At 50.6% G+C, this 22979-nt stretch carries 14 protein-coding genes and 1 tRNA gene; 13 read left to right on the forward strand and 2 right to left on the reverse strand.

Going from position 1 to position 22979, the window contains the following annotated elements:
• Positions 1 to 449 precede the first annotated feature (449 nt).
• From lepA to Q8M98_09270, 13 genes are all read left to right on the forward strand, one after another.
• On the forward strand, positions 450 to 2249 hold the full coding sequence (gene lepA, locus Q8M98_09210; protein MDP3114943.1) for a translation elongation factor 4: 1800 nt from the start codon (positions 450 to 452) through the stop codon (positions 2247 to 2249).
• A gap of 13 nt (positions 2250 to 2262) precedes the next feature.
• On the forward strand, positions 2263 to 3921 hold the full coding sequence (locus Q8M98_09215) for a BamA/TamA family outer membrane protein (protein ID MDP3114944.1): 1659 nt from the start codon (positions 2263 to 2265) through the stop codon (positions 3919 to 3921).
• A gap of 217 nt (positions 3922 to 4138) precedes the next feature.
• Positions 4139 to 4321 carry a hypothetical protein gene (locus Q8M98_09220; protein MDP3114945.1) on the forward strand — a complete coding sequence of 61 codons (183 nt, stop codon included), beginning with the start codon at positions 4139 to 4141 and terminating at the stop codon, positions 4319 to 4321.
• 194 nt (positions 4322 to 4515) lie between these two features.
• A complete protein-coding gene (locus Q8M98_09225; GenBank protein MDP3114946.1) occupies positions 4516 to 4983 on the forward strand; it encodes a DUF3795 domain-containing protein in 468 nt (155 codons plus the stop codon).
• 190 nt (positions 4984 to 5173) lie between these two features.
• Positions 5174 to 10459 carry a carboxypeptidase regulatory-like domain-containing protein gene (locus tag Q8M98_09230; GenBank protein ID MDP3114947.1) on the forward strand — a complete coding sequence of 1762 codons (5286 nt, stop codon included), beginning with the start codon at positions 5174 to 5176 and terminating at the stop codon, positions 10457 to 10459.
• Between the two features lie 798 nt (positions 10460 to 11257).
• Positions 11258 to 12091 carry a hypothetical protein gene (locus Q8M98_09235; GenBank protein ID MDP3114948.1) on the forward strand — a complete coding sequence of 278 codons (834 nt, stop codon included), beginning with the start codon at positions 11258 to 11260 and terminating at the stop codon, positions 12089 to 12091.
• 272 nt (positions 12092 to 12363) lie between these two features.
• Entirely contained in the window at positions 12364 to 13044 is a 681-nt protein-coding gene (locus Q8M98_09240; protein ID MDP3114949.1) for an ABC transporter ATP-binding protein, read from the forward strand.
• A complete protein-coding gene (locus Q8M98_09245; GenBank protein MDP3114950.1) occupies positions 13028 to 14263 on the forward strand; it encodes an ABC transporter permease in 1236 nt (411 codons plus the stop codon). Before Q8M98_09240 ends, Q8M98_09245 begins: the two co-directional genes overlap by 17 nt.
• A gap of 3 nt (positions 14264 to 14266) precedes the next feature.
• Positions 14267 to 15340: a YihY/virulence factor BrkB family protein gene (locus tag Q8M98_09250; protein MDP3114951.1), complete on the forward strand. Its 1074-nt coding sequence runs from the start codon at positions 14267 to 14269 to the stop codon at positions 15338 to 15340.
• Entirely contained in the window at positions 15337 to 16884 is a 1548-nt protein-coding gene (gene purH / locus Q8M98_09255; protein MDP3114952.1) for a bifunctional phosphoribosylaminoimidazolecarboxamide formyltransferase/IMP cyclohydrolase, read from the forward strand. The genes Q8M98_09250 and purH overlap by 4 nt, the downstream gene beginning before the upstream one ends.
• Positions 16885 to 16933: 49 nt before the next feature.
• Positions 16934 to 17027, forward strand: a tRNA-Ser gene (locus Q8M98_09260).
• 59 nt (positions 17028 to 17086) lie between these two features.
• On the forward strand, positions 17087 to 18805 hold the full coding sequence (sppA, locus tag Q8M98_09265) for a signal peptide peptidase SppA (protein MDP3114953.1): 1719 nt from the start codon (positions 17087 to 17089) through the stop codon (positions 18803 to 18805).
• 36 nt (positions 18806 to 18841) lie between these two features.
• Positions 18842 to 20359: an Rne/Rng family ribonuclease gene (locus tag Q8M98_09270; GenBank protein MDP3114954.1), complete on the forward strand. Its 1518-nt coding sequence runs from the start codon at positions 18842 to 18844 to the stop codon at positions 20357 to 20359.
• Positions 20360 to 20949: 590 nt separating this feature from the next.
• Here the strand turns inward: Q8M98_09270 and Q8M98_09275 are convergent.
• A complete protein-coding gene (locus Q8M98_09275) occupies positions 20950 to 22353 on the reverse strand; it encodes a radical SAM protein (GenBank protein MDP3114955.1) in 1404 nt (467 codons plus the stop codon).
• Between the two features lie 2 nt (positions 22354 to 22355).
• Positions 22356 to 22979, reverse strand: a complete 624-nt coding sequence (locus tag Q8M98_09280) for a redox-sensing transcriptional repressor Rex (protein ID MDP3114956.1) — start codon at positions 22977 to 22979, stop codon at positions 22356 to 22358.

Raw genomic sequence — 22979 nt, forward strand, 5'->3', positions numbered from 1 at the left:
CGCCGCGACTGTCAGGTTGAGAAATTTGCTTTGGATATTTGCTTCGCGATTTACTTTGTTTTTCTTCGTATGTATTTCGCAGCATCGGCATGCTGCGCTACATCCAAAGCATTAATCAAGCCTTAATCAAGCGTTAATCAAGCGTAATAAAACTAACGCTTGATTAACGCTTGATTAAGGCTTGATTAACGCAGTCAAGTGAGAGAGCGGCTTGCCGCCAAGGTGAATATCCTAACAATCCACCCTTCTACTCGTCCACCGCTCCGTTTCTCATTCTCTGATTCCTCTGTCCCTCTGTGGTGAATCAAATCTCTGAAACTCACTCTTCCACCTTATTCAAACCACCTAAAAACTCAATTTGATTGACAAAAGCGCGCCAAAGCAATTTAAGGCACATAATCGGTAAGATGGATTTAATTCGCTATCCGGCAAGGATATAAGGACAAAAAATGAAACAGGAACACATACGAAACTTCTGCATCGTCGCCCACATCGATCATGGAAAATCTACTCTGGCGGATCGGTTTTTGGAAGCGACTCACGTGATCGGCAAAGGCGCTGAGGTGGCTCAGGTCTTGGACAGCATGGATTTGGAACGCGAAAAAGGCATCACCATCAAGAGCCACGCCATCAGAATGATCCACAACTATAAAGGACAGGACTATATCCTGAATCTGATCGACACCCCCGGGCACGTGGATTTTTCCTATGAAGTTTCCCGCGCGTTAGCTTCCTGCGAAGGCGCGATCCTTTTAGTGGACGCCTCCCAGGGCATCGAAGCGCAAACGATGAGCAACCTTTATCTGGCTCTGGAAAATAACCTAGAGCTGCTGCCGGCACTGAACAAAATTGATCTGCCCAAGGCGGATATCGAAGGCACGGAACACGATCTGGTGGAAATCCTCGGCTGCAAACCCACTGACATCAAACGCGTGAGCGCCAAAGCCGGACTCGGCATCATCGAACTTTTGGACGCCGTCGTCGAAGTCCTTCCCGCTCCCAAAGGCGTGGAAAATTCTCCTCCCAAAGCTTTGATCTTCGATTCCTATTTTGATATGTATCGCGGCGTGGTGGTGTTGGTGCGCGTCTTTGACGGAATGCTGAAAAAGGGAGACCGCATCCGGCTTTTTTCAAACGCCCGTGAATATGATATCGAAGAGATCGGATATCTGGGGCTCAAGTTCTCTCCCCAAAAGGAATTGTTGACCGGTGAGGCGGGATATGTGATCGCCAATATCAAAGAAGTGGCGGACGCGCGCGTCGGAGATACCATCACTCTCGCCAAGGGCGGCTGCACGGAAATCCTGCCAGGCTTTATGGAGCCGAAACCGATGGTCTATAGCGGCATCTTTCCGATCAACGGCGAGGACTATGAAAACCTCGTGGATTCGATCGCCAAGCTTAAGCTAAACGACGCCTCGCTCATCTATGAAAAGGAAAATTCCGCCGCGCTCGGATATGGTTTTCGTTGCGGATTCCTCGGCATGCTGCATCTGGAGATCGTGAAAGAACGCATGATGCGGGAATATAACATTCCGATCATTGCCACAACGCCCAGCGTGCGCTTTCTGATCAAGCTCAAAAACGGATCCGACATCATCGTCAACAACCCCATCGACTTTCCTGATCCAAACTATATCGACACCATCGAAGAACCCTTTATGGAGACGGAGATCATCGTTCCCACGGATTATATCGGCAACATCATGAAACTGGCTCAGGATCGCCGCGGCATCCAGAAAAACATCCAGTATATCGATGAAAAACGCGTAGCATTGCATTATGAGATGCCGTTGATCGAGATTATCTTCGATTTTTATGACAAGCTCAAAACCGTGAGCCGCGGCTATGCCTCGCTGGATTACTCCTTCAAGGATTACCGTCCCTCAAACGTGGTCAAGGTGGATATCCTGATCAACGGCGAAAAGGTTGATGCCATGAGCTTTATCTGCCATCACGACAAAGCTCATAATTGGGGAAAAAGCGTCACCACCACGCTCTCGGAAGTGATCCCGCGGCACATGTTCAAGATCGCCCTGCAGGCTTCCATCGGAGCCAAGATCATCGCCCGCAGCACAATCAACGCCATGCGCAAGGATGTGCTGGCAAAGTGCTATGGCGGAGACGTATCGCGCAAACGCAAGCTATTGGACAAACAAAAGGAAGGCAAGAAAAAGATGAAGGATATCGGCAGCGTGTCCGTCCCCCAGGAAGCTTTCCTCGCAGTTTTGAAAGCGGATCGCGATTGACCAAAACCCCACTATGAAGAAGCTGCCGGTTCTGATCGCCATCCTGCTCTGCGCTTTGCAGATCGGTGCTCTCAGGATCAGGGAGGTTTCCTATTCCGCGGATTTTCCCTTTGACGAAGTGAGGCTGAGACAGGTTTCGGGCTTGAGGAAAGGAGCAGAATATTCCCCGGAGCTCCTGAAAATGGCGATCACCGCTATGCAGACCGAGCTAAGCAGACAGGGACGCCATTTCGTGAAAATCCCTTATCCGGAGCTGATTCCGGTTTCTGAGGAAGAGCTGGATTTGAGCTTTCTTTTGGACGAGATCATCAGTTCAAGGCAGGTATCGGTTCACTTTGTCGGCATGCGTTATTTTTCCGAGGCAAAGCTGAAACAGGTTTTGCTCATCGGAGAGGAACGCAGATTCAGCATTGATGAGCTGCCGGGCTTGATGAACCTGATCCTGGATCAATATCATCAACGCGCCTATCTCTTTGCCAAGGTGAGCCTGGACTCATTGGTTTATGGGGACGCGCTCGGCGCCTGGCTGAGAATCGAGGAAGGCAAGCCTTTCAAGGCGGAACGCTACTATTTTGAGGGCAACCAATATACCCGCGATCAAACCCTGATCAAGCTTTCCGGGCTGGCGCAAAAGCCTTTGATCACCCCCCAGGCTCTCGATCAGGCGGAACAAAACATCCTGCGCAAAGCCTATATCCGGGACGCGATCATCGAACCGATCGAGGAAAACAGCCTCCTGATCAAGATCGAAGAAGGCAAGATGACCTATCTGGAAGGCATCCTGGGAATCAACCAGCGTGAATTGAAAACCGAGCTCAGCGGTCTGTTGCGCTTGAAGTTTCTCAATCTCTGGGGTTCGGATCGATCGATCAGTCTGTATTGGAAAGAACACAGCGGCAGCGGAGAACTGGAACTCAGCTATCATGAATCAGGGCTCAACCGCTTTCCGCTCTCCGGCGATCTCTATCTCTATCGCGCAGTGCAGGATTCTTCCTGGATCAAATCTCAGGTCCGCGCCGAGATTTATTCCTATTTTGCCAATCACCGCTATGGCATCGAAATGGTGGGTGAATCCATCGCTCCGGGCATGCGGCGTCCCATTATCGTGGATAAAAACGCCCGCCGCAGCATCGGCGCGTTCTGGAGATTCGACAACAGCCGCCCGAGGATCAATCCTGCCAAAGGCATCGAAGCTGATCTCGTCTATCGCATAATCTACTCAGACCTCGCGAAACGTTTCAGGGACGCCTTTGAAGCGGATTACAGCACCTACTTGAGGATATCAAACCGCTTTGTGACGTCGCTGGGATTTCACCTTCGCAACCTCAACGACACCGCGGCTTTGGATTATGAACTCTATAAAATGGGTGGTTATTCCAGCCTGCGGGGCTATGGCGAAGATGAGATCAGAAGCCACCGGCTCGGATGGGCAAATTATGAGCTGCGCTATCACCTCAGTCCCCAATCGCGCGCATTCGTCTTTTTTGATCATGGCGCTTACGCATTGCCGCTGAATCGTTTCAAATCAGACCTCCTCGCTCTGGGGCTTGGCATCAAAGTGAATACCAGACTCGGAATTCTGGGTATCGCCTATGGGCTTGGCTATCGGGAAAACGGCTTTGCGGATTTCGGTTCCGGCATGGTTCATGCCGGGCTTGATTTGTCTTTTTAGGGTATCCCCAAAAAAAATCTCTTGCCAAAAATATCATACTCTATAGGTTGGCGACAATAAACAAGTACATAGATGTGAGTAAGGACTGTGTGAAAGGATACTAAAGGGCTCGCGCCTTTTTCGCCTTTCAAACAAAAAGCCCCGGCATGGCTATATCTGCCGAAAATATCAAAATCAAACCCAAAAAAATATGGATTTCACTTATGGAGGAATCACCATGAAAAAACTTATCTTATTGGCCCTAATCGCTATGATGCTTATCGGCATGGTCGCTTTCAGCGCGTGCAAAGCAAAGACCGAAGAACCCAAGACTGAAGAAATCGCTCCGGCTATAGAAATCCCCACTGATACTACAGTCGTGGTTCCGGTGCCTGAACCAGTTCCAGCCAAAATCAAGTAATACAAACACGCTGAAACAACAATAGCGCAGTCCTTAAAAAACGGGTGTCCTTGTGACACCCGTTTTTTTTTACTCATAATTTTTTTAAGCTGTTGAATCAATTCCACATTCCCGGACTTTGAGGAAGGCAGATATTATCGTGAAAAAAGGAATGTTTCTTGCATCGTTAACGCGATATAAGCGAGGTAGATTGCATGACGACTAAAACCGCAAAAGACTACTTGTGTTACTGTGGACTGAACTGCAGGATGTGCAGCATCGTTGCCACCTTGCCGCGCCTGGCGGGAAACTTGCATCAAACCCTTCAGGAAGACGGTTGGGAATTCTATGGTTCCGAGCTCTTTCCCGAGTTTCCGGATTTCTGGAAAGTGTTGAAAAGCATCTCCGAACTTGATCAGACCAGCCCTTTTTGCCGCGGCGGCTGTGGAGACCCTGATTGCGGGATCCGCAAGTGCGCCATCGCCAAAGACATCGACGTCTGTGCTTTCTGCGTCGAATTTCCCTGTAAACAACTAACCGATTTCATTAGACGTTATCCGTTTATAGTGCAGAACAATCACCGCATCCGCGAGATCGGCATCGACGCCTGGCTAACAGAACAGGAAGAACTGGCTGCCAAAGGTATCACAAACCGTGATCTGTGCATTCAATCCGGCATGTGAAACGCATGATCTGCAAAATCAGGGAAAAATGGTTGACAATTTCATCCTACTCCGTAAGCGTGGTGTCGTGGTTGTTTTCATCTTCATAAGATTGAAAAAACGCACCTATAACAGTGACACTGAGTATGGGTCAACATAGGAAAATGAGTATAAAAACGAAAATAAGATAAATAAACTAAAGGAGCCGATCATGAAAAAGATCCTCTTGATTAACCTGATGATCGCAATCTCTTTGTTATGTTTTGCCGGCATAGACGAGTTTTACTCATTCAATGCCACCACTGGAACATACGTTCCGATCACAGGAACCCCAATTCCGTCGATTCACTCGGACGATGCCTTATCCGAAGCCATCAATATCGGGTTTACCTTTCCCTATGGAGAAAACGTTTATACGGTGGTTCGCGTTTCCTCAAACGGATGGGTGGGTTTTGGTCCAACTTTTGCTCACAGCAATCTGAGCAACCAGCTTCTGTCCACCGAGTACCGTCCTTTGGCAGCACCGCTCTGGGATGACATCAGTTTGTCCGGCGGCACGGCACAGTATCTCGTGACGGGCACGGCGCCAAACCGGATCTTCACGGTTCAGTATCAAAACGCGAGGTGGAATTACAGCGCCACCAACCAGTTCAACTTTCAGGTGCGTCTCTATGAAACCGGAAAGATAGACTTCATCTATGGCACCTATACCGGCACGCCTTCCAACGCTTCGGCTTCCATCGGGATAAACATGCTGCCCGGTGGATCAACCTGGATCTACAGCGTAACTCCCGGTCCGCCGGCAACTGTATCCCAAACCACGGAAAACATATCAATCTCAGCCTTCCCAGCCAATGGCACCATCTATGAGTTCCTGCCTTTAGTGGCAGCAAACAACGATCTGGCGGCTGTGGGACTACTTGGAGATACCACTCCCTCGCAGGGAACTCCCACCAATTATACCATAACGGTTCGCAATCGCGGCTCCAATGCCCAAAACGTATATCAGGTCAAGCTTGTCACATCTACGGGGGCTGAACTGGCATCGATCGCCGGCACTCCCATCGCCGCGGGACAGACCATCGATTTCACTGTTACCTGGACCCCCGCAACCGAGGGTCCGCTGATCATTCGTGGCAGGGTCGTCCTTGTCGGAGATCAAAACCCAAACAACGACCAGACTCAGCCATTGAACATCACCGTCATGCCCGAAGGCATGGTGGTCGTCACCGTCGGAGCGGGAGACCAGCAAGCCCAGATCCCCGTCAATATGTACTGGATGAACAGCCTCTTCGAGACTCTTTACTATCCTCAGGAACTCGGTATGTTCGGCACAGTCACGGCTCTTTCCTTCTACAACAGCTTTGTGACCAACCTGCCGAATAAACCCACCAAAATCTGGCTCGGCTCCACTCAAAACGACAACCTTGCCGGTGGATGGATTCCCTCCACGCAGCTCACACTCGTCTATGACGGCAATGTGAATTATCCCATCGGGCAAAATACCATCACCATCCCCCTGCAAACTCCATATACCTACGCCGGCGGAAACCTCGTGATGATGGTGAACCGTCCCATGGACACGCAGTATTTCTCCCCTTCGGACGTTTTCTATAGCCAGACCGTGGGCACGAACCGCAGTCTGCATATCTATTCCGACGGAACGCAGTACTTCCCGGAAAATCCTCCCACCGGAGCCACACCGACCGGGCAATTTCCTAAGACCACCTTCCACATGACTCCAATTGGCCCAAATCCGATTTTTATGGTCAACCCCAGCAGCCACAACTATGGAACGGTGCTCCTGAACAGCACCCACAACCGCAACTTCAACGTGATGAACGTAGGTGGCGGAACCCTCACCATCACCAGCATCGGCATCGCAGGCAGTGAATACATGACCCTGCAAAACCTGCCCGCGCTTCCGGCAAACCTGAATACCGGTCAGTTACTCACCTTCACCGCAAGATACAATCCCACGATCGCGGGGAACCATACAGCCACGATCACCGTGAACGATCACCTTCGTTCAGGGGGACGCTCCACCCGGGACCGCCTACCCAACACCATCGCGCTGACGGGTAGCTGCGTCGATCCCACCATCACCGCGCTGCCCTACTTGCAAAACTTCGATGCGGTCACAGCTCCCGCTTTACCTGTGCAATGGACAACCATCGTCCAATCCATCGCCCCCGCCGCAGGAGTGACGACCAGCGCCACAACCCCATACTCGGCGCCTAATAGCGCTCTGATGACAAACAGCACGGACGCCAACGCTTCGCTGATCTTCGTAGCGCCTCCATACGTGAACACGATCAACACCAACGCTACCAGAACCAAATTCTATGCCCGTTCCTCCGGAGCGAACTTCACCCTCTCCGTGGGTGTATTAACCAATCCGCAAATCGCTGCGACCTACATCGAAACCCAGGTGATCACTCTCAGCACTACCTGGACGGAATACGTGGTCACTTTCGGAGGTTATACCGGCACGGGCAGAACCATCGCTTTCAAGCATGGACTGGGTGGAACGAACCGCTCCATTTTTCTGGACAACATCATGCTGGAATACATCCCTCAAAATGATCTTGCCGCGCTATCAATAACCGGAAACACCACGCCCTCCGTGGGCATGCTGTCAAACTATAGCATCAGCATCTTCAACTGGGGTTCGAACCCGCAAACGACCTATCAGGTGAAGCTCTTCCGCACCGGCGACGTCGAGCTTGGATCAGTTGCCGGTCCAAACATCAATCCCGGTCAGACGGTCGTCGTTGCTGTGCCATGGACTCCCACCGTGGAAGGCGCCACCCAGGTCTATGGCAAGGTCTTCCTCACGGGAGATCAAAACAACCTGAACGACCAAACCCCGAACTTCCCTGTCGTCGTCCAACCCCAGGGCTTGATGGTTCTCACCATCGGCTCAGGCAACCAGACCGGTCGCTTCCCATTGGATATGTATTACATGAACTCGCTGTTTGAGACCCTATACTATCCCGCGGAGCTTGGAAACACGATCGGCGTCATCTTTGGCGTTGGATTCTACAACAACTTTGCGACCAATCTGCCGAACAAACCCACCAAAATATGGATGGGCACCACCACCCAAAACGATCTCTCCGCCGGATGGATCCCCTCCACTCAGTTGACCCTCGTCTTCGACGGCAACGTGAACTATCCCAGCGGACAAAACCTGATCCACATCCCCTTCACCACACCCTTTATGTATCTGAACGGACAAAACCTCGTGTTATTGGTAAACCGTCCCATGGACACCCAATACTTCAGTCCCTCGGATTTGTTTCTGACCCAGACCGTGGGAACGAACCGCGCCCGCAACGCCTATTCAGACGGCATCGCATACGATCCTGCCAATCCTCCCACCGCCACAGCAAGCGGAGCCTTCCCCAAAACATCCTTCTACATCGTCCCCGGAGGAGTGGGACACATCAACGGAACGGTCTATGGAGCCGGCGGAGCGCCGTTAGCCGGAGTTCTAATGCAATTTGCCACCGGCGGATATAGCGCAACTACCAACGCCCAGGGACTATATCAGATTCAAAACCTCATCACGGGCACCTATCAGGTAACCTTCAGCAAGTACGGATATATCAACCAGACCCAAACCGTTGAGATCTCGGAAGATGTGACCCTGACCCTGAATATCAACCTTGTCCAGATGCCGCAAGTGACCGTCGGCGGAACCATTCTTGCCAGCGACACCGGATTGGGACTTCCCGGAGCGGGGATATTCTTGCAGGGCTATGATAACTATAGCGGCACCACCAATACCCAGGGGCTCTTCAGCATACCCACCGTTTACGCGAATCAGACCTACAATTATACCGTCATCTGCCCCGGCTATCAAAACGCCAGCGGTGTCATCAACGTGGGCAGCACAAACTATTCTTTCGGAAACATCATCTTAAGTGAGATCGCCTACGCGCCCAGACAAGTGCAGGGTGAGATCATCAACAACAACACCCAAATCAGCCTCCAATGGCAGGCACCGGATCCCACCGCACTCGATCTGACTGAGAGCTTTGAAGGTGATTCCTTCCCGCCGGAAAGCTGGTCGAGGGTAATCAACAACAACGGTCCCGCCAACGCCAATGGAGTATTTCCCACTTGGTGCAGAACGGGTGGCATCACCATCGGCGGAAACCCAGTCAATCCCACGGACGGTAGCCATCAAGCCGGATTGTGGTGGAGCTATAGTCACCAGGATGAATGGTTGATGACCCCCTCCTTCAACTGCCCCCCCGCAGCATATTTGAGGTTCGATTCCTATGTCTTTCTCGGTTCCACCAATGGCGATCACTACTATGTGAAAGTCTCCGCAAACGGAGGAACCACCTGGACGATCCTTTGGGATGCCTCAGCTCTGACCGGTGGATGGAACTACTATACCACGCCGATCAACATCAATCTCTCCATGTATGAGGGACAGCAGATCAAGCTCGCCTGGCACGCGGATGATCCGCCTTCAAATGACGGTCTTTGGTATGTCTGGTTCATAGACGATATCTATGTCGGCAACGAAGTCGGCGCATTGCGTTTTGCCGCATCGGATTTCAGCAGGACTTCTGTAAGTTCCACCCGACCAAACACATCCATCGATGCCAGCCTTCCTTTGCGGCTCTCCAAAGATGTTAGACATGCGTATCCGCGCGTCGAGGGCAAATTCACCGCTACAAACGTCCAAAGCGGTGGTCGGTACAACAGCCGCGCCCTGATCGGCTACAAGGTCTGGCGTCTGACTGCGGGAATGGAGCAGAGCGAACAGACTTGGACTCTTCTGACCACGGCAACGATTCCAGGACAGACTCTTATTGACACCAACTGGATGAATCTGCCAAACAACACCTATCGCTGGGCAGTCAGAGCAGTCTATACCTCAAACGTCATGTCCGTACCCGCTTTCTCCAATCAATTGGTCAAACAAGTGGTCAGCGGATCCATCTCCGGCGTGGTGAGGACTCCTCAAACAGCACCGATTCAGGGAGCTACAATCACCGCGGGTGCATTTACCGCCACGACAAACACCTCCGGCGCCTACAGCTTGCTCGTCCCCGTCGGCACATACAGCGTCACCGCTTCCAAGACGGGATTCATTACCCTCACTGTCCATGACGTCCTCGTGAACACCAATCTTACTACCACGGTAAACTTCGTCCTTCACCCCGGATCAGCTACGGATGATGATTTGATGCCGGTTTATCATACGGAGCTGGGGGGGAACTTCCCCAATCCCTTCAATCCCGAAACCACGATCAGCTACGCGGTCAAAGACCCCTCAGCCGTTTCTATCGGGATCTATAACGTCAAAGGGCAATTGGTGCGCACCCTGGTGAATAAAGAGCACAACAGCGGACGCTTTAGCGTCGTGTTCAATGGAAAGGACGATGCGGGCAAAAACATTGCCAGCGGCATCTATTTCTACCGGATGACAGCTGGGAGCTTTGTCTCCACCAAAAAGATGATCCTCATGCAGTAGTAGATTCTGCCTGAATCGATAATACCGCCCCGGACATTGTGTTCGGGGCTTTTTTTGGGAAAGAATTTGGCATTACCGACGTCCCCGTCGGTTCACGCGCCCCAGCCCCAGATGTGGCTTGGATATGGTCTTTGTCTCCGTCGGTCACGGGTTTTCGTGTTCGCTCCACCCCGTGGACACACAACACAAAACCAAGTATGAGTCCGGTAGGACGGAACTGTGGTAGTGTGGGGGATCGGAATTCCCCACCCCATGATTTAACTCATAACAGGCTAACTCTTTGCAGACTCCTCCGCAGCATCGGCATGCTGCGCTACATCTTCTCCGCTGCTGCAGCTACCTCCTTAGCATTACGGAGTCAATACGGACTTAGTCCGTAATGAGTCCGTATTGATACCGTAATGCTAAGGGGGACTGCCGGATCTGCTGATCACCGGTCGTTGGGATCAGAACAGGTTTTCGACCTTATACCGGAACGACAACTTTGGGATTTTCAGCAATGTCAATGCGGGATTCCCCGGTCTGAGCAGTTCGTTTAGTGCCTGGGGGGATTACAACAATGACGGCAAGATCGATCTGATTCTTGCAGGCTATAACGGTACCGGATATCATAGCGCAGTGTATCAAAATAACTTCCCTGCTGTAAACACTGCTCCCTCTCCTCCTACTGTCGCATTTGATCATGTATCAAATAGGTTCTCCTTTTCGGGAGCATCGGATGACACCACTCCTTTTGCCGCGCTTACATATAACCTTAGAATCGGCACGGGTCCGGGGTTGGGCGACGTGATATCACCTATGTCAAGCGCCAATGGCTTTCGCAGGATTGCTGCCAGAGGGAGAAAGGAATATCTGTTCAACCCACAGCCTGGAGTTACATACTATGCTTCAGCTCAAACGATCGACAACGGTTTTCTGGGTTCAGTTTTTGGTAATGAGATCATGTTTGTCGTCCAAGATCAACTGATTGACTATTGCGGACCGATCACCCTGGATTTTGGCTCTGTATATCTAAATAATACTCCTGCTCCAGAATATGCCAATCTGGTAAACATCGGAAACGAAGCGATTGTGCTAAATTCTATTACACTACAGTCTGGATACTCTGTCTTTGAAGTTATCAATCAAGATGTTCCGATAACAGTTCCACCCGGTTCTTCCTATGCCATCGGGATAACTTTCACACCTATGACCGAAGGGATCGTGAGCGATAGTTTGATCATTGCCAGTAATGCCACAAACCATCCCCAATTGACTTTTGCCCTCACCGGCAGAGGCGTTTCCTCTCCCCCCGATTCAGTGCAAAATCTGCAAATAGCCATGATCGGTGCGGACGCGCATCTATCCTGGGATGCGGTATTATCCACCACCACTGGAGATCCCATTGAAGTGAACCGATATCTCGTATTATTTGATCAACTGCCTGATAATCAACATTTTGGGTATCTGACAAATACTACCGCATTGAACTTTATCCACTTAGGAGTTGGTCAATTCAGCCCGTCATGTTTCTACCGGATAGTAGCTCTGATTCTATATGATAGAGAGGATGCTCTATGGTTGGATGAGATTTCCGCGAAACAAATCCCTGTTTCATTACTGGAAGTGCAAAGACATCTGGGAAGAAAATAAGCTCATACTAAATTAACTAAATTTATCTTTGATGTGTGGTTTGCACATCTTGAACCCTAGGTTTAATTCAAAACTCCGCAGCGAGTTTCAGGCGGCAATACTAAGCTCTTGATCGGCGAAGTTTTAAGGCAGAGCACCACTCTAAGTTCTGAGTTTCTTCACCCTCCACTTTTCACCTTTCCTCCACGATCTGACCGCTCCCTCAAGCTCCACCTCTTTTTTAGTTGACAATTAGCCATGGCATGATTTGTTGGGCTAAATTGGATAAAAATATGGAGATTATCAGCACCCGAGATCTGATCAAGGATTATGACCTGGGAAAGGTGAAAGTCCGCGCTTTGAGCGGAGTCGATATGACTATCGCGAGGGGGGAGTTTGTCGCCATTATGGGTCCCTCCGGATCGGGGAAAAGCACTCTGATGCATATCATTGGGTGTCTGGACAGTCCTTCGACGGGAGATTATCTTTTGGAAGGGGAGATGGTGAGCGCGATGCCAAAATCAGCGCTGGCTTCGATCCGCAACAAAAAGATCGGCTTTGTGTTCCAATCCTTCAACCTGCTTCCGCATCTGAGCTTACTCAAAAACGTGGAGCTGCCGCTGATGTATAGCGGCATGAATCCTTCACGCAGAAAAGAAAAGGCAAGATGGATCATCGAAAGCGTGGGGCTCAGCGACCGCATCAAACACAAGCCATCGGAGCTTTCCGGCGGGCAGAGACAACGCGTTGCGATCGCCAGAGCGATCGTGAACGACCCCACCATCCTTTTGGCGGACGAACCCACCGGAAATCTCGATTCCCAAGCCGGAGGAGATATCCTGGAGATATTTTCCCAGCTTCACCGCAATGGAAACACCGTGATCATCGTCACCCACGATCCCGCCGTCGCCGCTCGTGCCGATCGTATCATCCGCATCATGGATGGAAGGATTGAAAGTGGCGATTCAGCTTAGAGAATCCATCAGCATCGGCTTGGCGGACATCATGACCCGCAAAGTGCGCAGCGCCGTCACCGTGATCGGAATCATCCTTGGAGTGATGTGCATCATGGTAGTGCTGGCAATCGTGAACGGCATGAACCAATCTACCCTGAGTTGGATGTCGGAACGGGGCGGTTTGAACAAAATCGAGGTCAATCGCAATTGGAGCTATGATTTCAGCCGCGGGGGCGATGCCAGTTTTGACCTGCGGGAGATCAATTATATCCGCAGCCAGATCCCATCCGCAGAGGCTTTCAATCCCCAGGTGCAGCTTCGAGACGGTGTCGTTTTACGTGGCGATCTCAGCTATCAGGGATCGGTCATTGGAGTGATGCCGGACATGATGATCGTGGAAGATTGGCAGGTGGACAAAGGCAGATTCTTTTCCAACGTCGATATGGATCTGCACAACAACGTCATAGTATTGGGCTCGACCATGAATCGCGAACTCTTTGGCTCGCGCAATTCCCTTGGCGAATACGTGGTTTTGAAGAAACAAAAGCTGATGGTTGTGGGCGTGCTCGATGAAAAATACTGGCAAAACCAAGGTGGGAGCGGAGCCTTTGGAGACAACGCCCTGGAATATCTGAACCGGCGTGCCTTTGTTCCGATCTCCACGATGCTGAGTAAGCTTAGCCCGGGTGAAAGAATCAGCAGCATCGAAATCAAAGCATCCAGCCCCGATGCCGCTAAGGAACTGAGACAGAAACTGGAAGGCATCATCCTCAACCTCAAGGGCGGCAAGCGTTTGTTCACGGTCAGTTCCGCTCAGGAAGAGCTTGATCAAATGAAACAAAACACGATGATCTTCTCGGCTGTTTTCATCCTGATCGCTGTCATATCACTGCTGGTGGGAGGAATCGTGATCATGAACATCATGTTGGCATCGATCAAGGAACGCACCCGCGAGATCGGAGTTCGCATCGCTGTCGGAGCACGCAGTTTTGACGTATTTGTCCAGTTTTTGGTGCAGACGGTTTTGATCACGGGGTTAGGCGGAGTTTTGGGTGTTATCTTAGGTTTGGGCATCCTCGGAGCGGTGGGAGATTATTTGAACATCAAGGTTGCGGCATCGGTATCGATGATTTTTGTGGCGCTTATCGTTTCGGTGGGCGTGGGTTTGGGATTTGGCATCATGCCTGCATATCGTGCCAGCCGCCTCGATCCAGTCGTAGCGTTGAGAGAGGAATAACCGATGACCAAAAAGAAGTTTCAGCCATTCAGCAGCTTGATCGATTCGATCATGTCCTATCTGCGGACTGTGATCGCCGATACCAAACGCACTTGGGAACATTTGCAGAACCCCCGCAAGCGGAAACTGATCCTGAAAAACGTATCACATTTCTTCCACACGCTCTATGTGCGGATCACCACGGAAGGTGTGCTGAAGGAATCAGCATCGCTCACCTATATCACGATTTTGGGCTTTCTGCCCTTTATCACTTTCATATTTTTGATCGCTCCCGATCTTCCCTTTTTGAATCTCAAGGAGAAGTTTCAGACCGTTGTGGCAAACAACTTTTTCCCTGGTTCGGCTCAGGCGATCATCCAGTTTTTTGACGAAATGATGGCGCGGCGTTCGGGTTTCAATGTCTTCAATTTCATCATCCTGCTGGTAACTTCCTATTCTCTGTTCAAAGTGATCCGGGATACCTTCGATCGCATTCTCAGCCTGCAATTCCGTTATTCGCAAGATCTGCTTTCACAGATAATCAAGTTTTCCGGCACTGTGATCTTTGGTCTCTTCATCATGATCCTGCTCTTTTCCAGCAGCTCGCTGCCGATCATTTCGATGATGCTGCGCCTGCCCGGGTTGCAGTATCTGATGTATGTCATCCCTTTTGTGTTGCAGTTTTTGGCGATGTTGTTTTTATACATGCTGCTACCTACGATCCGGATCAAACGGAGTTCGCTGTTCAGAGGAGCGTTTTGGACGACTGTGGTGTGGGTTGTGGCAAAATCCGGTTTCGATTTCTATATCTACCGGCTCACCAACATCCAGGCAATCTATGGAGTGATGGCGGCACTACCCATCTTTCTAATGTGGATATATATCAATTGGGTGATCATCCTCGGTGGCATCGTGTTAGTCTCCGTGATCGAAAACAAGGATTATTCCAAACGGCTCAAGGAAGATCCCAAGAAAGTGCTGCGCCTGACCGTGGAAATGTATAGCAACGAGAAAATCAACACCCGCATCGAGAGCTATTTGAAAAGTAGCGAACTTAAGAATTTAACAAAAATTATAGATGAAGAAGAGGAAACATGAAAAAGTATGCCCTGATCAGCGTGAGCGACAAATCCGGGATCGAGCTACTCGCAACCGAGTTGCACAGCCTGGGTTATAGTATCCTTTCAACCTCAAACACTGCCAAACACCTGCGCCAGTTTTGTCCAGATGTGGTGGAAGTCTCGGATCTCACCGGATTCCCAGAGATATTGGACGGAAGGGTGAAGACTCTGCATCCTGTGATCTACGCGGGAATATTGGCAGACCGCAACAACGTGGAGCACGCAAAGACTCTGCAGGAATTGAATATCGAACACATCGACGTGGTGGTGGTAAATCTCTATCCCTTTGCCCAGATACGGCTTCATGAGGGTTCCACCCAAGCGGAGATCATCGAAAACATCGATATTGGAGGTCCTTCGCTCATCCGAGCCGCGGCGAAGAACTATCAAAATGTGGTGGTGCTCACCGACCCCAAGGACTATCTCCCCACGATCGAACACCTGCGGCATGGTGGAATGCTGACCCCTGATTTCAGCGTCGAATTGGCACAAAAAGCCTTTGCCATGGTCTCGCATTATGATGCGGATATAGCTGATTATTTTGCCGGATTGCGGGATCAGGAAAAGCCGGAACGCAATGTGCCGCCATTCTTTGATCTTTCCTGCTCGCTCAACATGGCGATGCGTTATGGCGAGAATCCACATCAAATGGCGGGCTTTTATGTGAACAAACGCAAGGGCTGGGATATCCTGCACGGCAAGAATCTCTCCTTCAACAATCTCTTGGATATCGATTCCTCACTGCGGGCGGTGCGCCTCTTCGAAGAGCCCACCGTGGTCATCACCAAACATTGCAATCCCTGTGGCATCGGCTGCGGTTTCAGCCTCAGCGATGCCTACCGCAAAGCCTTTGCTACAGATACGATATCACCCTTTGGCGGGATCGTGATCGTGAATAGAAGCTTGGATCTGGAAACCGCGGTGCAGATCAACCGCATCTTCACGGAGATCATCATCGCGCCGGGTTATGAGCCTGGAGTTCTGGACATCCTGAAGAAAAAGAAAGACCGTCGCTTGATCCAGTATGATCCGCAACTGCTTGTCCGTCCCAGCAATCCGATGGAGATCAAGACCCTGGGCTGGGGCTATTTGCTGCAGGAATGGGATCTGGTGGATGAGCCGATCAACATTATGAAAGTGGTGACCCAGCGCCAGCCCAGCCAGGAAGAATTCGCGGCTTTGGTCTTTGGCTGGAAAGTGGTTTCCATCCTGCGTTCAAATGCCATCGCGCTGACCAGCAAGGACGGAACTCTGGGGCTGGGGATAGGACAAACCAGCCGCATCGATTCCACCACCTTTGCTCTTTACAAAGCGCAAAAGTTCAATCATGATCTCAGCAAAGCCATTTGCGCTTCGGACGGCTTCTTCCCATATCGGGATTCCATCGACGAACTCTATCGCCAGGGGATCAAAGCCGTCATCCAGCCAGGTGGCTCAAAAGCCGATCCAGAGGTCATCAAAGCCTGCGACGAGCTGGATATGGCAATGGTTTTCACCGGCTACCGGCACTTTAGGCACTAAAATTGTTTGACAGATTGAGCGCTCTGAAAAAGCTGACCTTTCCTTGCGCGGAGATGTGTCCGAGTTGGCTGAAGGAGCACGATTGGAAATCGTGTGTATGTGCAAAACGCGTACCCTGGGTTCGAATCCCAGCATCTCCGCCATCAGTTTTTCCACTTGATGGCAATCAATCCCTTTCGCACAAGACAGGAGTATTTTAGACATGAAAACAAACAAAGGTATTCTAATCGGCTGCATAGCTTTTCCGCTCGTCCTTGTTTTGGCTTTCTTCATCGGTTTCGTCACCAAGATCGGCAGCGGCGGATATGGAACCAAGCTGGTTTCAGATAGCTGGCTGCTGCTTGATTCGAGGGGCATGATCTCCGATTATAATGAGATCACAAGCACCGGCTTTTTTGGTTCTGGTCAAGCCAGCACGGAAGATGTCTGCCGCAAGATCAGATCCGCCGCCACGGATAAAAAGATCAAAGGCATCCTGATCAAACCCGCTTTCATCCAGGTGAGCCACGCCAATCTGGGTGAGATCGGCGAAGCCATCAAAGTTTTCAAAGCCGGCGGCAAACCCGTCATCGCCCACGGTGATATGCTTCTACAAAAGGATTATCTGCTTTGCGCGATGGCGGACAGCATTTATATGGAAGCATCTGCTTCCGCGGGACTGCTGCTGGAAGGAGTTTCCGCAAACATCCTCTTTTACAAGGAAGCTCTGGACAAACTCGGCATCAAGATGCACGTCCTCCAATCCGGTGAATACAAAGGAGCGGGAGAACCATATTCACAGACTTCGCTCAGCCCCGGCACCAGAGACAACATCGCCAAAGCACTCAAAGCACGCTATGATCTGATGATCTCTGATATCTCCAAACTGCGGAGCGCGGACAGCCTTTCCGTGAAGGATATCTTCGAGAACCGCAGAGATTTCTTCATTAGTGCGGACACCGCGAAGCATGCCAAACTCATCGACCGCGTGCTCTCATACGACGATCTATTGCGCGAATATGACATCAGAAAAAAACACAGCATCTCGATCGGCAGCTATTCGGACAAGAGTTCCTCCGCTCACCAAAAGGATCGCATCGCGGTTGTAAATCTGAGCGGAACCATCTCTCCTTCGATGGGTTACAGCTCCGAATCCGTCATCAGCGCAGATAAAGTGAGCGATATCATTGAGAGTATTTCCGCCGACAAGAGCATCAAAGCGGTGGTGCTGCGCGTCAACAGTCCCGGAGGCAGCGCTTTGGAATCCGAATTGATCTACCAAAAACTGAACAAGCTGCGCCAAAAGATGCCGGTGGTTGTATCCATGGGTGGAGTTGCCGCCAGCGGAGGATACTATATCAGTTGCGCTTCGGATTACATTTTTGCCGATCCCTATGCCATCACTGGTTCGATCGGCGTGATCATGACTTTGCCGGAAACCGACGTACTGGGCAGAAAACTCGGTTTGCGCAGCCAGACCATTCACTATGGCAAGTATGCCGGCGCCATCAACCTTTTTGAGAAATACGATCCCGAGATCATCGCTTCGCTAAAACGCAATTCCGAAAGTGTTTATAATGAGTTTAAAGCTCGTGTCCGCATCTCCAGAAATATCCCTTCTGAAGATATGACCGCCGTCGCCGAAGGCAGGATATTCAGTGCCGCGGACGCTAAAAAACTGAAGCTCATCGACGAGATCGGCGGACTGCAAAACGCCATTGGCAAAGCAGCCGCGCTGGCGAAGCTCGATTCCTATTCCACGAGACAATTTCCAGGAAAGATCACAATTTTCGATGCTTTGCGTGAAAGCAATGCCTTCAACCTAATCCAAAAAATGCTGAACTGGGATAAACAAAGCCCCGCCCAGCAACTGGAAGCCCACCTTGCGCGTGCTTTCAGTCCCAATCATTGGCTCTATCACTGTCCCTACAATCTGGATTGAGGAGCGTGAACCGAGCCCAAATATTACAGGAACATTATGAAAAAAGATAGTTTTAACTCCGAGATCATCGTGAACGTCCACCCCTTGGAAAAGCGGGTAGCCGTGCTCGAGGACAACCGTCTGGTGGAGCTCTTTGTCGAGCGCATGGACAAACAAAACATCGTCGGCAACATCTACAAGGGCACCGTCAAGGATGTCCTACCCGGAATGGGAGCCGCTTTTATCGAGATCGGGCTCGATCGCACTGCTTTTTTGCATTATTCGGATATCGTGCTGGATTTCTTAGACGTTTTTGAACACGACAAACCGCAGAAAAGGCTTCATCCAAGCGATTCTTCCAAAATCGGCAATCTGCTCAAGCCCGGACAGGAGATCGTGGTGCAGGTGCACAAGGGACCTATCGGTTCCAAGGGCGCCCGCCTCACAGGTCAGATATCCATTCCCGGCAAATATCTGGTGCTTTTTCCAAACAAGGACAAGATCGCAATCTCCCGCAAGATCTATAACCAGGGTGAGCGCAATCGCATCCGCACAATCCTTTCCAGCATCAAGGACCCCACCTACGGACTGATCGTGCGCACTGAAGCTGAAGGTTGCGACGAAGAAGAGTTTAAGAACGAATACAATGCGCTGGCAAAAACATGGCGTCTCACTGAGAAACAGATCAAGTTTGCCAAGCCACCGGTCTGCGTCTTTGAAGAAAACGCCCTGGAAAACTATCTGATCCGCGATCTCTTTGGAGAGCATGTGGATCGTTTGGTGATCGATGACAAGGCTTTCCGCCGCAGAATCATCTCCTATCTGGAAGATATATCGCCGGAACTGGTCAATCAGGTGGAACTCTATAAAGAGGATTCCCCCATCTTTGATGCCTGGGGCATCGAGAAAAAGATCGAAACCGTCTTTCACTCGCGCATCTATCTGCCCAGCGGGGGAAATATCAAGATCGAACAGACCGAAGCTCTTGTGGCGATCGATATCAACACCGGCAGTTTCACCGGAAAAACAAACTATGAAGAAACAATCAAACGCACCAACATCGAAGCAGCAGCGGAAAGCGCGCGTCAAATCCGGCTTCGCGATCTCAGCGGCGTGATTATCATTGATTTTATCGACATGATCAGCGAAAACAACAAACAGGAAGTGTTGGACACCCTGCGCAAAGGCTTGCGTCGCGACCGCGCCAAAAACAAGGTCTATTCCTTCACGGAACTGGGTTTGGTGGAAGTAACCCGCAAACGCATGCGCTCGACCCTGATCGCCAATTTTTCCGATACCTGCCCATATTGCAGCGGTAGCGGACGCGTGATCTCCAAAGAAGCCATGACCATGCGCATCCATCGGTGGCTCAGCCGGGCGGAATATTTTATCAAGAATCAGATGCTGCGCATCGTTGTCAATCCTGATTTGCATGCCCATATCCGCAATCACGACGAGCATTTCGTCGCTTTCAAGGATCAGATAGAATTTTTTGCCGATGCGGATTCCCGCGTCGATCAATTCAAGGTTTTTCGCCTCCCGGGGATGGAGGAAATCACCTCAAAATACAATTGACGGACATAGCTCCTCCTTTGCTCTTTCACTGATCTCCTGAGCGATTTCTGCTGGTTGGCGAAAGTAGCGCGCAGTGAGAAGAGTGGGTGTGTATTGAGATGCGGAGTTGCGATATCCACATTAATAGGTCATGATCGTGATATCACTGTCTCGCGTGATGGATAGCGAGGACAGTCGAGGCGACTGTTATTGCGATTTTATCTCTCCACACCCGCAGCATCGGCATGCTGCGCTACATGCCTTCCCGTCCCACAGCGTCAATCAAGCGGTAGTCAAGCGTTAATCAAGCGTAATAAAACTAACGCTTGATTAACGCTTGATTAAGGCTTGATTAACGCTTTGGAAAGAGGAAGGAGGGGGAAGAGATTGAAAATAAAGCATTTATGTAATGGTTTATGTAATGGTTGTGAAATGGTATAAAATGGCATTTATGAAATGAGATAAGAAATAAGAAGATTTGGGAAGTAATTGGCAACTTATTGGCGTTTGTGGGAGTAATTGCTCTCAGATTTGCCGAAAAACAAGCCAAGGATAGATATGCTATAACTCGTTGATAATAAATGGCTTCAGATAATTCGGCTAACCGACGCTCACCGCTTTTCCAGTGCTTTGTAGAGAGATTTGCGCAGGACATAGGTCTTAAATAAAGCCTTGAACGCACCGGTGATCATTTGGGGACGGATAGCCTTGCGGCGCAGACTGTTGATGAAGAGTGGGATCAGTTTCCAGCCTTTCCTCAGGTAAATCTGGAGGTAGGCTTTGGGGAGGTAGCTTTCCATCTGTTTTGGGCTCATTCCGAGTGGCTGATATACGCAGTGCGTGATGTCAAAATCCTCCCAGTTATAGTGAAGGATGCGGTTTTCCGCCTGCAATTTTGCAAAAACCTCGGTGCCAGGGAATGGAGTGAGTATGGAAATTAGGACATAACCAAAGGGGAGGGAACTGAAGAATTTGATATTTTGTTCGATGTATTTGGGCTGATCAAATTCGTCTCCGCTGCCCAGAATCATATACCAGTTGTGGGTGATGGAGAGGCGGTTGAGAGTGTTGATCGCCTGTTTGATCTGGGGGATATCGATCTTTTTGTGCATGCGTTTGAGCACTTCCGGGATGCCGCTTTCGATGCCGATCGAGACCAGCGTGCAGCCGCACTTTGCCATCCGCGCGAATAATTTGGGATCTTTAACGATGCTGTCCACACGGGTCATGCAGTTCCAGCGGAACTTGAGTCCCCGCTTTTCCACTTCTGCGCAGAAGTCGTTCACCCAAACTGTATCGACGGTGAGATTATCATCATGAAACCAGAAAGTGTCGAAGCCCCAACGGATGTATTCCTCGACGTCTGCAATCACGTCCAACACCTTGCGTTGACGGTATTTACCGTTGTAGAATGCGGAAATAGAACAGAATGAGCAGCGGAAAGGACAACCCCGGCTGGAGACGATCTTGGGGGTGAAAGTAAATTCCGGAGCGGTCAAATCCATCGTGATGCGGGGCAGATGGTCAAGATTCTCCAATATGGCGATATGACCTTCGTTAAAAAGCTTTCCGTCCTTTTCAAAGACGATGCCGGGGATCTCGGGATAGGGATTTCCCGCTTCGAGGGATTTGAGCAGCAGGGAAAACACTTCCTCGCCCTCGCCGCGGCAGACATAGGAAACTCCCGTTTCGGCAAGGACTTCTTTGTACATGAAAGTGGCATGGTGTCCGCCGAGGATGGTGGGAATGGATGGATAATCCTGTTTCAGCTTGATCAATAGCTCTCTGGCGACGGGATAGGTGGATGTGACGCAGGATACGCCGATAAGATCAGGTTGGTAGCGACGGATGTATCGATCCACGCTATCGGCATCGGCGATCACGACAGTGCTTTTGTGTCCGGCATCGCGAGCGGCGGCTGCCACAAAGAGCAAGCCCTGCAGGATCTGATGACCCTTGCGCATGGTTTCAAGTCCGCCGGTGCGCCCCCGTGGGGATACAAAGAGTAGATTCATACTCACTCCTTTTCTGCCAAACGGCGTGAAAGCACTGCCAGCGAAGCGAACATATCGACGTATTCCACGATGATGTCCGGTGGCACGATGATCTTGTGCGGAGTGAAATTCCAGATAGCCTTGATCCCGCTGTGCACCATGATGTCCGCGATCAATTGTGCAGCTTCGGGAGGCACGGTGATGATGCCGATGCGGATGTTTTGTTTCAATGCCATGGTGCTGAAATCCCAAGCTGAATAAACCGGGATGCCGTGCACCATTCCACCGATTTTGGCAGGATTGTTGTCAAAGGCGGCAACGATGGAGAGCCCTTTTTGAGAAAACTCCTGATAGCCCAAAAGCGCGGAACCGAGGTGTCCCACTCCCACCAAAAAGCTGGTGGAAGTATCATTCCAATTGAGCAGTGCTTCGATTGCCGAATAAAGTTCCTTGATCCGATAGCCCTTTTGGGGGATATTTTCAACCCCGGTAAAAGTGAGATCCTTGCGCACCATGGTCTGATGCACGTCTGCAAAGACGGAAATCTTGGTGGCGGAAACTTCTTTGAGACCCGCCCGGCGCAGTTGTTTCAACACTTCCAGATACTGGGGAAGGCGTTTGAGGGTGCTGGTGGGTATCTTGACCAT

The organism is Candidatus Cloacimonadaceae bacterium (assembly GCA_030693415.1).
Classification (GTDB): Bacteria; Cloacimonadota; Cloacimonadia; order Cloacimonadales; family Cloacimonadaceae; genus JAUYAR01.